Annotated in this window: 11 protein-coding genes; 10 read left to right on the top strand and 1 reads right to left on the bottom strand. The window is 46.6% G+C overall.

The features are described 5' to 3' along the window. The first annotated feature begins 14 nt into the window (after positions 1 to 14). The 8 genes from DW173_RS18120 (at position 15) to DW173_RS18080 (ending at position 9,889) form a co-directional block, all read left to right on the top strand. A complete protein-coding gene (locus DW173_RS18120; protein WP_120144921.1) occupies positions 15 to 1,829 on the top strand; it encodes a heparinase II/III family protein in 1,815 nt (604 codons plus the stop codon). A gap of 24 nt (positions 1,830 to 1,853) precedes the next feature. Further along, positions 1,854 to 3,785 (top strand): heparinase II/III family protein, encoded by a 1,932-nt coding sequence (locus DW173_RS18115; protein WP_120144920.1) that lies wholly within the window; start codon positions 1,854 to 1,856, stop codon positions 3,783 to 3,785. Positions 3,786 to 3,800: 15 nt separating this feature from the next. Further along, positions 3,801 to 4,979 carry a glycoside hydrolase family 88 protein gene (locus DW173_RS18110; protein ID WP_120144939.1) on the top strand — a complete coding sequence of 393 codons (1,179 nt, stop codon included), beginning with the start codon at positions 3,801 to 3,803 and terminating at the stop codon, positions 4,977 to 4,979. 15 nt (positions 4,980 to 4,994) lie between these two features. Beyond that, a complete protein-coding gene (locus DW173_RS18105) occupies positions 4,995 to 5,468 on the top strand; it encodes a hypothetical protein (protein ID WP_061447914.1) in 474 nt (157 codons plus the stop codon). Between the two features lie 30 nt (positions 5,469 to 5,498). Next, positions 5,499 to 7,538 carry a fimbrillin family protein gene (locus DW173_RS18100; protein ID WP_120144938.1) on the top strand — a complete coding sequence of 680 codons (2,040 nt, stop codon included), beginning with the start codon at positions 5,499 to 5,501 and terminating at the stop codon, positions 7,536 to 7,538. An 808-nt stretch (positions 7,539 to 8,346) separates the two neighbouring features. Next, positions 8,347 to 8,541, top strand: a complete 195-nt coding sequence (locus DW173_RS18090; RefSeq protein ID WP_004316118.1) for a helix-turn-helix domain-containing protein — start codon at positions 8,347 to 8,349, stop codon at positions 8,539 to 8,541. An 11-nt stretch (positions 8,542 to 8,552) separates the two neighbouring features. Next, positions 8,553 to 8,876, top strand: a complete 324-nt coding sequence (locus DW173_RS18085; protein ID WP_008016571.1) for a HipA N-terminal domain-containing protein — start codon at positions 8,553 to 8,555, stop codon at positions 8,874 to 8,876. 2 nt (positions 8,877 to 8,878) lie between these two features. Next, positions 8,879 to 9,889 (top strand): type II toxin-antitoxin system HipA family toxin, encoded by a 1,011-nt coding sequence (locus tag DW173_RS18080; protein ID WP_004313766.1) that lies wholly within the window; start codon positions 8,879 to 8,881, stop codon positions 9,887 to 9,889. 87 nt (positions 9,890 to 9,976) lie between these two features. Here DW173_RS18080 and DW173_RS18075 read toward each other — a convergent pair whose 3' ends face one another. Then, positions 9,977 to 10,888 (bottom strand): helix-turn-helix domain-containing protein, encoded by a 912-nt coding sequence (locus DW173_RS18075; protein WP_004313768.1) that lies wholly within the window; start codon positions 10,886 to 10,888, stop codon positions 9,977 to 9,979. 223 nt (positions 10,889 to 11,111) lie between these two features. Here DW173_RS18075 and DW173_RS18070 point away from each other — a divergent pair, with 223 nt between their 5' ends. Both DW173_RS18070 and DW173_RS18065 read left to right on the top strand, forming a co-directional pair. Then, entirely contained in the window at positions 11,112 to 12,218 is a 1,107-nt protein-coding gene (locus DW173_RS18070) for an efflux RND transporter periplasmic adaptor subunit (RefSeq protein WP_120144919.1), read from the top strand. A 14-nt stretch (positions 12,219 to 12,232) separates the two neighbouring features. Continuing rightward, on the top strand, positions 12,233 to 15,412 hold the full coding sequence (locus DW173_RS18065; protein ID WP_118408004.1) for an efflux RND transporter permease subunit: 3,180 nt from the start codon (positions 12,233 to 12,235) through the stop codon (positions 15,410 to 15,412). Positions 15,413 to 15,512: the final 100 nt, after the last annotated feature.

The following is a 15,512-nucleotide window of genomic DNA, read 5'->3' as shown; positions in this document are numbered from 1 at the left end:
AGATTTGAATAAGGATGAAGAAAATACTTTTACTATTACTCATTTTTGTATCTGGTTGCACGGGTGTAGTTGCGCAACAGTTTGATTATGGCAAGATAGCGCCTCATCCCCGGTTGTTATTGCCGGCGGGAGGAGAAGAAGCCATCAGGAAAGCCATTGCGGAGTATCCCCCGTTGGCCACTGTTCACCAGCGGATCATGGAACTTTGCGACCGGACACTTACGGAACCACCTGTGGAACGTATCAAGGAGGGCAAACGCCTGCTGGCGATTTCGCGCATCGCATTGAAGCGTATCTATTACCTCTCATACGCTTACCGTATGACGGGAGATAAGAAATATGCTCACCGTGCGGAACAGGAGATGCTGGCCGTCAGTTGTTTCACCGACTGGAACCCCACTCATTTCCTGGATGTGGGTGAGATGGTAATGGCATTGGCTATCGGTTATGACTGGCTGTACGATTCTTTGCAGCCCGACACCCGCCGGGTAGTGCGCGAAGCAATCATCGCGAAAGGCTTCGACGCGGCAAAGAACACCCGTCATGCCTGGTTCTATACAGCTAAGAACAACTGGAATTCCGTATGTAATAGTGGATTGGCGTATGGCGCGCTGGCTCTTTTTGAAGAGATTCCGGAAGTATCGAAAGGCATCATAGAGAAATGCATGGAGACAAATCCGAAAGCGATGGTAGGTTATGGCCCCGACGGAGGTTATCCCGAAGGATTCGGATATTGGGGGTACGGGACAAGTTTTCAGGTAATGCTCATTGCTGCGCTCGAAAGTGCTTTCGGCACAGACAATGGGCTCTCCCAAGCCCCCGGTTTCATGGAGTCTGCCCGTTTCATGCAGTATATGACGGCTCCGGGCGGAGATTGTTTCTGTTTCTCGGACTCTCCGGTAGAGGCGGAGTGCAACATGATGATGTTTTGGTTTGCAGGCAAAGCGAAAGACCTTTCCCTGTTGTGGATTGAACGTCAGTATCTCGACCGGCCGGATATGCCGTTTGCCGAAGACCGTTTACTGCCCAGCCTGATGGTGTTCTGTTCGCAGCTCGATTTGAAGCATATCGGCAAGCCGAAGAAAAACTTTTGGTTCAGTCGAGGAGATACGCCTGTGTTTATCTACCGTGGCGGATGGGACAGCAAGGAAGATACCTATCTGGGAGTGAAAGGCGGTTCGCCTTCTACCTCTCATGCGCACATGGATGCCGGTTCGTTTATCTTCGAGAGAGACGGGGTGCGTTGGGCGATGGACTTGGGTATGCAGAGTTACATCACGCTCGAAAGTAAGGGAGTAGACCTGTGGAATATGTCGCAGAACGGACAACGTTGGGAAGTATTCCGGCTAAGCAATATCGCTCACAACACCCTGACGATTAACGGCGAACGCCATTTGGTAAAGAGTAATGCTCCGATCACCCGTACTTTCGAGTCGAAGAAACAGAAAGGGGCGGAAGTAGACCTGTCGAGTGTGTTTGCCAACAGCGTAAAGAAAGTCGTCCGCACCGTGATATTGGATCAGAAAGACCATCTGGAAGTAACCGACCGGTTGCAGACGGGGGACAAGGAAGCTACCGTATCCTGGATAATGGTCACTCCGGCGGAAGCCAAAATTACAGGCAAGAACCGGATGGAATTAACCAAAGACGGACAACGGATGCTATTGACGGTAGATGCCGATACGGAAGTAGAAATGAAAACCTGGTCGAACGTGCCCCCGCATGAATATGATTTCCGCAATCCGGGAACCATCCGCGTGGGCTTTGAGACGGTGATTCCTGCCAATCGTGCCTCGCAACTGAAAGTACGACTTATTCCTTTGAAGTAGTAATACAAATAAATTCATTGAACCATGAAAACGATTCTTTTTAAAACAATCATCATAGCTTTCTTTGTAGGAACAGCCGTTAGTTGTTCCGATGAAGATGAGAACAGATTCCGTCCGGGATCTACCCATGAGAAACCGAATCCCACGGAACCGGAGGGCGGACTGGATTATTCCAAACTGACCGCGGACAATCATCCCCGCCTGTTGATGAACGCCGAGGCCTTCACTGCGTTGAAAGCCAAAGTGGATGCCAATTCGAGTGCCAATCTGACCTTGCTCCATAATACCATTATGGGAGTGTGCAACAGCAAAGGGATGAACGCCACGGCACTGACTTATAAATTGGATGCCAGCAACAAACGTATCCTCGATGTGTCTCGCGATGCGTTACTGCGTATTTTCACCTGCGCTTATGCCTACCGGATGACCGGCGATGCCAAATACCTGACTAAAGCGGAAACGGATATCAACGCTGTCTGCAACTTTCCCGACTGGAACTCGAAACGCCACTTTCTCGATGTAGGCGAAATGGCTACGGCTGTTGCGTTCGGCTACGACTGGCTCTACAACGAATTAAGCGTAGCCACCCGTACGAAAGCGGCCAACGCATTGTTGAAGTTTGCCTTCCAGCAGGCACAAGATAAGAACTGGAACCTCAACTTCTACGAAGCCACCAACAACTGGAACCAGGTTTGTAATGGCGGACTGGTTTGTGCGGCACTGGCTTCCTATGAAAACAATCCTTCCGAAGCAAAGGACATGATTGAAAAGGCGTTAGAATCCAACAAACCTGCATTGGAAGTGATGTATTCTCCCGACGGCAACTATCCGGAGGGCAGCGGTTACTGGTGTTACGGCACGCTCTATCAGGTATTGATGCTTGCCGCCCTCAACAGTACGCTTGGCACGGATAACGGGCTTTCCGATACACCGGGATTCTCCAAGACGGCAGAGTATATGCTGTATATGACAGGCTTGAACAGTAAGTTCTTTAATTATTCCGACTGTGCTCCCTCCTCTACTGCGGCATTGGCTTCGTGGTGGTTTGCCGATAAATACAGTAATCCGTCCTTATTATATAATGAGCTTAAAATGCTGAAGAACGGTGAATATGCTTCCTGTGCCGAAAACCGCCTGTTGCCGATGATTATGGCGTTTGCCAATAATCTGAATCTGGACGCGATCTCCGCTCCTTCCAATAAATTATGGAGTGGAAAAGGGGAAACGCCCGTGGTGATGGTACATACCGACTGGACGTACACCGATACGGATAAATACCTCGGAATCAAAGGTGGCAAGGCAGGTTCGAGCCACGGACACATGGATGCCGGTTCGTTTGTGTACGACGCGTATGGAGTGCGCTGGTCAATGGATTTCGGTCTGCAAAGTTATACAACGCTCGAGTCGAAATTGGCAGCTTTGGGTGGTAATCTTTGGGATATGGGACAGAACTCGATGCGTTGGGATGTATTCCGCCTGAATAACTTGAATCATAGCACGATTTCAATCAACGACGCCCGTCACCGGGTAAATGGGGTGGCTACACTGACTACTACTATCAATACCGCTACGGAATTGGGAGCCACTTTCGATCTGACTGAAGTAGTGTCCGATCAGGCGGCGTCCGCTACCCGTACCGTGAAAATCGTGAACGATAAAGATTTAGTAGTCATGGATGAGATCAAGGCGAGAACGGATAAATCCGCCAAAGTGCGCTGGTGTATGGTGACGCCTGCCGTTCCGACGGTGGAAAGTAACCGCATCGTACTAACGAACGGAAGCAAAGTGATGTATCTCACAGTCAGCGGAAGCGTGAAGCCTACCTATAAGCAATGGAGTACCACCAGTGAGAACTCTTATGACCAGGCTAATCCGGGCACCTATATGGTCGGCTTTGAAGCAACGGTCACCGCCAATCAGACCGCCACATTTACCACAACCCTGTCCCCTAAATAAAAAAGAATGGAACGTATGAGAATCCTATTAATATCTATACTCGGACTTTTGACATTGGCCTCCTGCACGAAGCAGGAGCCGATGGAGGCATTGATTGACCGTGTATTTACCGTTGCGGAGCAACAATACACGACTATGGACACCCGCTTGACAGAAAAGACACTTCCCCGCACGTTCTCTGCCGACGGTGAGTTTGTTCCCTCGAATATTTATTGGTGGTGCAGCGGCTTCTATCCCGGTTCCCTCTGGTATATCTACGAATATACAGGCAATGAAGCAGTGAAAACACTGGCCGAGAAGAACACGCTGAAACTCGACTCTATACAATACGTGACCAGGGATCATGATGTCGGTTTCCAGTTGAATTGCAGTTACGGGAATGCTTTCCGGCTGACAGGTAATGAGGCTTATAAACAAGTGCTCTATCAGGGCGCCAAGTCCTTGTCAACCCGCTTCAATCCTGCTGCCGGTGTGATTCGTAGCTGGGACTTTGTGCGCAAAGGCTGTGACTGGAAGTTCCCGGTGATTATTGACAATATGATGAATCTTGAACTGCTGTTGTCCATGTCGAAAGCCTATGCCGACGACTCTTTGCAGAACATTGCCTGTACGCATGCCAATACCACTATCCAGCATCACTTCCGGGATGATTATTCCACGTATCATCTGGTGGATTATGACCCTGAAACAGGTGCAGTGCGCGGCAAGCAAACGGTGCAGGGCTTCTCGGACGATTCCTCCTGGAGCCGCGGACAGGCATGGGCCTTGTACAGTTATACGATGATGTTCCGCCTGACGGGGTATCAGAACTATCTGTTGCAAGCCGGACATATTGCCGATATGCTGCTCCGCCGTTTGCCTGCCGACGGTATTCCTTACTGGGATTTCGACGCTCCGGTAGAAGAACAGACCTATCGGGATGCTTCCGCTGCGGCTATCATGGCCTCCGCTTTTATCGAACTAAGTCGTTATATCCCCGGCACGGACGCCAAGGAATCTTATCTTGCCATGGCAGAAAAGCAACTCCGTACGCTTGCCTCGAAAGAGTATCTGGCAGAACCGGGTACGAACGAATGTTTCATCTTGAAGCACAGCGTGGGTGCACTTCCTGATAAAAGCGAAGTGGATGTCCCCCTGACGTATGCCGATTATTATTTTTTAGAAGCATTGCTGCGGTATAAGAATCTACAATAATAAAACTAATACAATATGATTATGAAGAACTTATATATAAATATGGCATTTATCTTCGTACTACTGCTGATAACTGCCTCCTGCTCGGACAAGGATGATTCGGCTCCGCGTGTCATTCCCACCATGAACCTGACAGTTTCGGAGATTGCGGACAATACGGCTCTGATTACTTCCGAGCAGCAAACAGGAACTACGTTCGGAGCGAAAGTCATTGAATTCTATCCGGTGGCGGACATCGGCTTTGATTATAACATTGAAGTGAAGCTGGTGAAATTTGTAGAAGAGAACGGAGAACCCGTATCTCTGCCCTATACGCGTAAAATCACCGAAGGATTACGTCCGGGAGTGAATTACATCAGTGCGATCATCGCCTATAATGCCGAAGGGCGTGCCGTGTGTTCCGCTTTCCAGACCTGGAAAGCTTCAGGAACGGAAGGAGCATGGAGTGACGGCGGTTCTGCCGGTGATCTGGAAGAGAATGAATGGTAAAGAATGGTGTAACTCAAAAGAATGAATGGTATGAAAAATAGATTATTTGCAATAGGTGCAATGATTCTCATGATGACAAGTTGCACGCAGGACGAACTTATTTCGTCCGATAACGGCAAAGAACCGGCAACGGCAGGTTCATGTCTGACGTTGGTTGGACTCTCGTCTCCGCAGACACGTATTTCTATCGGTGACAAAACAGGGGATGTTTATCCGATGATTTGGAGCGAAGGGGATGCCTTGGGTGTTTTCTCCCGTACGGCAGGGACCGACATCAATAATGTGCAGTCTTTATTGAGTGATGAGTCGATCGGGCAGAACTCCGGCGTCTTTACTTCGGACGACGTGAAGATGGCGGAAGAAGGAGCTACGGAACTTCTTATTTACTATCCTTACCGGGCAAGTACGGAACTAGCCGAAAATGACAACAAGATTACTTCTACCCTGTCTGTTGAGCAGGAACAAAGCCGTCCCGGCGATAGCCATCATATTGGAAAGTATGGTTTTGCGTTTGCCAAGGCTACGGTCAGCAGTCCGGATATGCTTGCTAAATTTACGTTGAACCATGCGATGGCGTATGTGAAGTTCAGCATCTCATCCCAGGAGCTTTCTACGTACAAGCTAAAGAGTGTTTCTTTATATGACAAGGAGACAAAAACTCCTCTTTCCGGTGTATTCACAGCAGATTTGGATACGGACGAACTGACCTACGGTACGGATGTGAAACCGTATGCCACTGTTTCACTGACTACTCCCGAACTGCTCGCTTCCGCACAGGATATATACCTGACTACATATCCTGCCGATTTAAGTGGCAAAGAAGTGTACATTGTCATCACTTTGGAAAATGACCAGCAGACTGTTACCATTCCTATTCTCAAAGAAGGAAAGCAACTGAAAGCCAATGCTGTCAATACGATTGCTATCAACAACCTGAAACTTTCGGATAATTCCTGCGAATGGTACGAGCCGGTAGAGACACGTTTATTGGCAGGAGGATGGGCTTATGGCGAGTCCAACTGTCTGTTGACGAATATTTCTACCAGTGGCGTGAGCAATACGATGAGCGTGAAAGCACGTGGTAACTTTATGGAAGTGGAAGAACCCAAGTATGCCAAGACTATTCTGGGTTGCGATTTGAATAAGGATCATAAGATGATTGCCGTAAATGGCTCTACTACGGACATCTCCCCTATTGGCAGTGATTACAATATTACGATCAACACCTATAAAGTAAGTGGAGGCTATGACGGCGGTTGCGGTCAGGTGGCTATCTATGGAGCGGATCAGACTACCATCATCTGGAGTTTTATTATCTGGATGACCTCTACTCCGGCAGAACACTCTTATGGTAATACGGGATATGTAGTGTTGGATCGTAATCTGGGTACTTATATGACGTGTGAAGGAGACAACTGGAAGCAAAACGGTGTTTACTTCCAATGGGGACGTCCTACGCCGGTCGGCTGGTCGGGAACCGTGGGTACTAATATACCTACCGAAGCCACCAACGTCCGCTTCTCTATAGAAAATCCTCGTGCGTTGCTTTATACTAATAATGTGGAGAATACAAAATCCGACTGGTATCTGGGTGCATGGACCGGTGCACGTACCGATCGTAAAGATGACTTCTGGGGTAACCCGAATGAATCGAGCACTTATCTCAATCCTTCTGACGGTCATAAATCTATTTATGATCCTTGTCCGAAAGGTTACCGGGTTGTGTCTCCCCGAGTATTGGATGAGATAGAGCAGAAAGGAGAATTTGTGAAACAGAGCGCAACTGCGGTATTTAAATATTGCTATGACGGTACGAATTACGCATATTGGCCGTTGGCAGGTTGTAAGTGGGGTTCCAACGGCGGTAATAATGGCAACAATACAGGATTGGATACCGCTAAGGGTGCCGCTTGCTATTGGTCTAACTCATCGGCTAGCAGTTATGGAAATGACAAGGATCAGGGAGCTACTTCTCTGTATTATAAAGTCTCCGATAAGACCTGGACACATTCCTCCGGTCGTTCCCATGCATTCTCCGTGCGTTGTATGAAAGATACCGAGAATCGTTGATTCTCTTCATGGATTCTCTTCATTGAGAATATGAAATAGAATTCCCCGTTATATGAAAGTTTCTGCCTGTCTCCGGATACAAGGTACTTTCATATAACGGGGAATCTGTTCTGTTTTTAAGAACTTCACAGAAAAAGGAAAGAAAGAAAAGGGCCAAACAGAAAATAAACTGCATGAACAATTGCAAGAATATGCATTATCTCTCTTTATCTTGTATTTATTTCCTTGAAATATGCACGATATGGTGTAACTAAACCATCCGTTTGCCGTAATCAAACCTTCCGTTTGGTTTAAACAAACCTTCCGTTTGCTATAATCAAACCATCGGTTTCTTTTAAAGGAAGCTAAACTTGGTTTTTGAAGAGGATATATTGAGCTGGTTTGTCTTTTTCTACTGCCTATTTATAAATAGCAATCTGATATATCCTTTGTGATATGATAGCTATTTATGCTTTTGATTAACTGCTTTTATTGTAACTTGTTTGCTAATAATGCCTATTTTGTGTTATTTGCGAAATCTGTAACTCTAAATGGAGGGCGTTTTTCATGAAGTGCAAGGAAGGGCTCGAAATATAAAGAGCAGGATAGGTAAAATATACAATTCTTCATGTTGGCACTTCTTTCAGCAATCAATGTCTTTCCTTTATAAGCATGTATCTCTTTTAAATCACCATATATGGTGAAAAGCATGATAGTATGCTTTAATACTATGCTATTTATGTGCAAATTCACTGTATATGGTGAATTTACTTGTTTTTATACTAAAAAGATTCTATCTTTGTGAGAAAGTTTCTATATATGGTGAATTATGGATTTAATAGAGATAGGAAAACATATTCGCGAAAGGCGTAAGGAGTTGGGGTTGGATCAGTCTACGTTGGCCACTCTTGCAGGAATAGGGATTAACGCTTTGGTCCGCTTGGAACGTGGAAGTGGTAATCCCCGCTTCGATGTTCTTTTTAATGTCCTGAAAACTTTAGGACTTAGTATTCATATTCAATAATAGACACACATATGAGTCGATCTGCCAAAGTCTATATAAAAGGTGTTTATGCCGGTCTGTTAACAGAAATAGATCGTGAACACTATTCATTCTGTTATGATACGGACTATTATAATAATCCACAACTCCCAGCTGTCTCACTGACCATGCCCAAGACACAGCAGGAATATACCTCTTCCTATCTTTTCCCTGTCTTTTTTAATATGACATCTGAAGGGGATAATCGGATTATTCAAGCTAGAAACCTGCATATTGATGAAGAGGATGATTTTGGTATTCTTCTGGCTACTGCCCATACAGATACAATCGGAGCAATAACAATTAAAAAAATGTGATAATGGGAACTGATATTCATATTTGTCCCTCACTTTTACGGGAGACTGGTGGAGAAAGCGGATATTCACCCAAAGCCTTGAAGCAGCTTTCTGATGGGAAAAATATATCTTGTGAATTACCTTACAGGCATTTTGACGATAATGTCGGTATTGATCTCTTCAATAACAATAGCAAACGCATATCCGTTTCTGGAGTCCAGATTAAGTATTCTTTAGTTGCCGATGACGGGATATTGCGATTGACCAAAGAGGGAGAACAGGGCGAATTCATATTAAAGCCTGTTCCCAATAATCTCCGTAACAAGGAGTTTTGTCCTGCCAACGAACATTTGACAATGCAGATAGCTGCGCAAGTATATGGGATTCCGACAGCTCCTAATGGATTATGCTTTTTTCAGGACGGAACCCCTGCTTATTTTGTACGACGTTTTGATTTGTCGGAGAAAGGAAAGTTACAAAAGGAGGATTTTGCTTCTTTAGCCGGGCTTACCAGGAAAAATGGAGGTTCCGATTATAAATATGACAATCTGGCCTATGAAGAGTTTGCAGGAATTATAGATAAATACAGCTCTGTCCCCCAAGTGGATAAATTGCGTTTTTTTGAACTTATCTTGTTCAACTTTGTCTATTCTAACGGCGATGCCCATTTAAAAAACTTTTCTTTATTGGAAGAGAAGAAAGGAAGATTCCGCCTATCTCCTGCTTACGATTTATTGAATACTCATCTCCATATAAACGATGGTATCTTTGCCATGAGCAAAGGTTTGTTTGTTAATCCTGAACCGGATTATTTCGGTGGTGCATCGGCGGTTACTGGGAAGACTTTTTATCACTTTGGCTTAAAAATAGGTCTACCCGAGCGTTTGGTAAACTCTTGTCTCGAAAAATATAGTAAGATATATGAATTGACTGATCAACTGATTGAACATTCTTTTCTCTCTAAAGAATTGAAAAAGCAATATAGACTTATGTATAAGTCAAGAGTCGGGAGCTATCTTAGTGTTATTGAGTAATAATGTGCACATTATTACTCTTTTTTTATATTAAGATGAACAAGATCCCCAAAAAGATTTGTCTAACATAAGAATCTGTTCTTTTTGTCATTCTTCTTTTCTGTTCCGATAATTGGCCGGTGATGTTCCCAAATGCGCTTTTACGTATTTCCCGAAAAAGGACTGATTGGGGAAGTTGAACTCTTCCGCAATTTCCTTGATGGACTTTTCCGAACGTTTTAATCGGTATTTGATGTGCTCCACGGTAGTTTCGTTAATCAAATCCAACGGCGTTCTGCCACATGCCTGCTTGATGACTTTCGAGAAATGCTTCGGAGTATAACAAAGTTCGTTGGCAAAATAACTCACCGAACGATGCATGCCCTTGTCCTTCGATAACAGTTCCATGAACTTCCGCAAAATATAATTCACCTGTTTGATGCCTTCTTTCGAACCTTCCATGTTGCCGGAAGCTTCGATTTCCTTATGAAGCTGCCCCATCATTTCGCAAAAGATAGCGGAGAAGAGATGTTGTATCACTTCTTTGTGGTAACAATGAGGCTCATCGTTTATTTTCGCTATAATTAAATCCCGGTAGAATCCGAAGACTGTTTGATCCTCCCCGTTGTCAACCGACTTCACCGGATTGTTGTGGATATGAATGGCAGTATTCCACGTTTCCTTTTCCATTTTAATAATACGTTGCAGGAAACGGGTAGAGAATCCGGCAAGCCTGACTTTATATTTAGGACTAAGCATCGTATGGCTGATAATCGTGTTGGGCAGACCGAGCAGCAGCTCGCCCGCCTGCAACTTATAGGTCCGGTAGTTGACGTCCAGTTGGATGCACCCTTCTATACAAACCGCGATGAGAAAACAATTCAGTTTGATTGTATCATTACTATAAGGAGTCCCCTCCAGACTGTTGACTATCGCAAAGTCATCATCGATATAATCAAGGACGTGCTGACTGTCCTTAAAATCCTCTATATCCACCGTAATAATGTTCTCTTTTTCCATGTTCTTTCCTTTTTTACTTTTTGCAAAGTTGGTGAATAATCGGGAAAACAGAATGTCCCATACTTCTTCAGATTTGTTTGATATGTCGTTTATTGCCAAATAATTAGCTATAATAAACGTAAATGGCGAAAATAGGACATTTATGGAGGGAAATTGGTCACTCTTGCCTTGTTCTTTTCTCCTACTTTTGTCCAGGATTTAACAAAAGACCAAAAGAGAAAGTATGATTACAGTAAGCAAAAAATGGATACGGCTGATAGGGATTGTCGGTTGTACAGTGTGGATGGCATCTTGCAAGCAAGCATCGGATGCGGGAGTGAAATCTTCTTCTTATGCAGTAATGCAGATAGAAGCGGCGGATAAGGAATTTTCTTCTTCCTATTCGGCGAGCATACGTGGGCGGCAGGATATTGATATCTATCCGCAGGTGTCGGGAACGATTGAGAAACTCTGTGTGACCGAAGGACAGAAAGTGCGCCGCGGGCAATCGCTTTTCATTATCGACCAAGTGCCTTACAAGGCCGCGCTCAAAACCGCCATTGCCAATGTGGAAGCAGCACGTGCCGCGCTGGGTACTGCCGAACTGACCTACAAGAGCAACAAAGAACTGTATGCGCAGAAAGTAGTTTCGGAATTCAGCCTGAAAACGGCCGAGAATTCTTATCTCACCGCCAAAGCTCAACTGTCGCAGGCCGAAGCACAAGAGATCAGTGCCCGCAACAATCTCTCTTATACCGAGGTGAAAAGTCCCAGTGACGGAGTCGTAGGTGCGTTGCCTTATCGTGCAGGCGCATTGGTAAGTGCCAATATGCCCTATCCGCTTACTACGGTCAGCGACAATTCGGATATGTATGTCTATTTCTCCATGACCGAGAATCAGTTGCTTGCCCTCACCCGCCAGTATGGCGACATGGACGAAGCGTTGAAGAACATGCCGGAAGTGGAATTACGCCTGAATGATAATTCGGTTTATAATAAGAAAGGTGTCATCGAATCCATCAGCGGCGTCATCGACCGGCAAACGGGTACTGTGGTGGCGCGCGTGGTGTTTCCCAACGAATCGCGGTTGCTTCATAGCGGAGCATCGGGCACGGTGGTAGTGCCGAGCATTTATAAAGACTGTATCGCCATTCCGCAAACGGCCACCGTGAAGATGCAGGATAAGACGATTGTATATAAGGTAGTGGACGGGAAGGCTGTATCTACCCTGATAACAGTGGCCGCAAACAATGACGGACGCGAATATGTGGTGCTGGACGGACTGAAAGCAGGTGATGAAATTGTATCGGAAGGCGCCGGACTGGTGCGCGAAGGCATGCAAGTAAAATAAGAAGGAGACTGATTATGAAAGGAAATATATTTATAAAACGGCCGGTGATGGCTATCTCCATCTCCGTACTGATTCTGGCCATAGGGCTTATTTCGCTCTTCACGCTGCCGGTGGAGCAATATCCTGACATTGCACCTCCAACGGTATACGTAACTGCCAGTTATACGGGTGCCGATGCCGAGGCAGTGATGAACAGTGTCATCATGCCACTGGAGGAGAGTATCAACGGTGTGGAAGACATGATGTACATCAGTTCCAGTGCTTCCAATGCAGGTTTGGCCATTATACAGGTTTATTTCAAGCAGGGCACGGATCCCGATATGGCGGCAGTCAACGTGCAGAACCGTGTAGCGAAAGCGCAGGGATTGCTTCCGGCTGAAGTAACGAAAGTCGGCGTCAGCACGATGAAGCGGCAGACCAGCTTCTTGCAGATTGGTGCTTTGGTCTGCACGGACGGTCGATACGACCAGACGTTCCTGGCCAATTATCTGGACATCAATGTCATTCCGCAGATTAAACGTATCGAAGGAGTGGGAGACGTGATGGAGCTGGGCGATACATACAGTATGCGTATCTGGCTGAAACCGGAACGGATGGCACAATACGGACTGGTTCCGTCGGACATAACCGCCGTGTTGGGTGAGCAGAACATTGAAGCTCCTACCGGTTCACTGGGCGAGAGCTCGAAGAATGTTTTCCAGTTTACGATGAAATATCGCGGACGCCTCAAAAGCGTAGAAGAATTCCGGAACACGGTTGTCCGTTCGCGCGAAGACGGTTCCATACTTCGCCTGCAAGATGTGGCAGAGGTGGAGCTGGGTACGATGACGTATAGTTTCCGCAGTGAGATGGACAGTCAGCCTGCCGTTCTTTATATGATATTCCAGACAGCCGGTTCCAATGCTACCGCTGTCAACAAAGAAATCACTACGCAGATAGAGCGAATGGAGAAGAATCTGCCGGAAGGAACGGAGTTCGTCACGATGATGAGTTCGAATGACTTCCTTTTCGCTTCCATACACAATGTGGTGGAGACGCTGATTATTGCCATCATTCTGGTCATCCTCGTGGTCTATTTCTTCTTGCAGGATCTGAAGAGTACGCTGATTCCCTCCATCTCTATCATTGTGTCGTTGGTGGGTACGTTTGCCTGTCTGGTGGCTGCGGGTTTCAGCTTGAATATCCTGACATTGTTTGCTTTGGTACTTGCTATCGGTACGGTGGTGGATGATGCCATTGTGGTGGTGGAGGCCGTGCAATCCAAGTTCGATGCCGGGTATAAGTCTGCCTATCTTGCCACGAAAGATGCAATGGGCGACGTGACGATGGCTATTGTCTCCTGTACCTGTGTATTTATGGCTGTGTTTATTCCTGTAACCTTCATGGGAGGTACTTCGGGCGTGTTCTATACACAATTCGGTATCACGATGGCAACTGCCGTAGGTATTTCGATGATTTCGGCTTTGACGCTCTGTCCCGCTTTGTGCGCCATCATGATGCGTCCGTCGGACGGAACCAAGAGCGCCAAGAGCATCAACGGACGGGTACGTGCAGCTTACAATGCTTCGTTCAATGCCGTATTGGGTAAATATAAGAGAGGTGTGATGTTCTTCATCCGCCATCGCTGGATGGTGTGGACTTCACTGGCTGTTGCCGTTGCTTTGCTGGTTTACCTGATGAGTACCACTAAAACGGGACTTGTGCCGCAGGAAGACCAGGGTGTCATTATGGTGAATGTCAGCATTTCACCGGGAAGCACGCTCGAAGAAACCACGAAAGTGATGGACCGCCTGGAAAATATCCTGAAAGATACGCCCGAAATAGAACACTACGCCCGCGTAGCAGGATATGGACTGATATCCGGTCAGGGAACTTCGTACGGTACGATCATTATCCGCCTGAAAGACTGGAGCGAACGAAAGGGCAAGGAGCATAGCTCGGATGCTGTGGTGTCACGCCTCAACGGACAATTCCAGGCGATAAAGGAAGCGCAGGTATTCAGCTTCCAGCCTGCCATGATTCCGGGTTACGGTATGGGTAACTCCCTCGAACTGAACCTTCAGGACATGACGGGTGGAGAACTGGCTACGTTCTATGAAGCGGCTATACAGTTCCTCGGTGCTTTGAACGAGCGTCCGGAGGTAGCGATGGCGTATACATCGTATGCTATCAACTTCCCGCAGATATCGGTGGAAGTGGACGCTGCCAAATGTAAGCGTGCAGGAATTTCGCCGAGTGCAGTGCTCGATGCGGTGGGCAGTTATTGCGGTGGCGCGTATATCTCCAACTATAATCAGTATGGTAAAGTATATCGTGTGATGATGCAGGCTTCGCCTGAATACCGCCTCGACGAGCAGGCACTGAATAATATGTTTGTACGCAATGGTACGCAGATGGCTCCGGTGAGCCAGTTCGTGACGCTGAAGCAAGTGCTGGGACCGGAAACGGCCAACCGTTTCAATCTTTACAGCACCATCACCGCCAATGTGAATCCTGCCGACGGTTACTCCTCCGGCGAGGTGCAGAAAGTGATTGAAGAAGTGGCTGCACAGTCTTTGCCGGCAGGCTACGGATATGAATATGGTGGTATGGCACGCGAAGAAGCAAGTAGCGGTGGTGCGCAGACGGTTTTCATTTACGCCATCTGTATCTTCCTTATCTATCTGATTCTGGCCTGTCTTTATGAGAGTTTCCTCATACCGTTTGCCGTTATCTTCTCCGTGCCGTTCGGACTGATGGGGTCGTTCCTTTTCGCCAAAATACTCGGGTTGGAGAATAATATCTATCTGCAGACGGGTGTGATTATGTTGATCGGTTTGCTGGCTAAGACGGCCATTCTGATTACGGAGTACGCCATAGAACGTCGCCGCAAGGGAATGGGCATCGTAGAGTCTGCCTACTCTGCCGCACAAGTCCGCTTGCGTCCTATCCTGATGACGGTGTTGACAATGATCTTCGGTATGCTTCCGCTGATGTTTTCCTCCGGTGCAGGTGCCAATGGCAACAGTTCGTTGGGTACGGGTGTTGTGGGCGGTATGGCTGTCGGGACACTGGCATTGCTCTTTGTCGTTCCGGTTTTCTACATCATCTTTGAGTTTTTGCAGGAGAAAATCCGTAAACCGATGGAAGAGGAACCAGATGTGCAGGTGCTTTTAGAGAAAGAAAAGAGTGAAGTTGAACGCGAACGTAAATAAATGAAAGAAAGAATGAAGAAGAATATCATCACATTAGTTGCTATCAGTCTGTCGTTGAGCGGTTGTGGCATCTATACCAAATACGAACCCGCCACTGTCG

This window comes from Bacteroides sp. AM16-13, assembly GCF_003602705.1.
Classification (GTDB): Bacteria; Bacteroidota; Bacteroidia; order Bacteroidales; family Bacteroidaceae; genus Bacteroides; species Bacteroides xylanisolvens.
The sequence above is the reverse complement of the archived record's forward strand: the minus strand, read 5'-3'. Positions and strand labels throughout refer to the sequence as shown.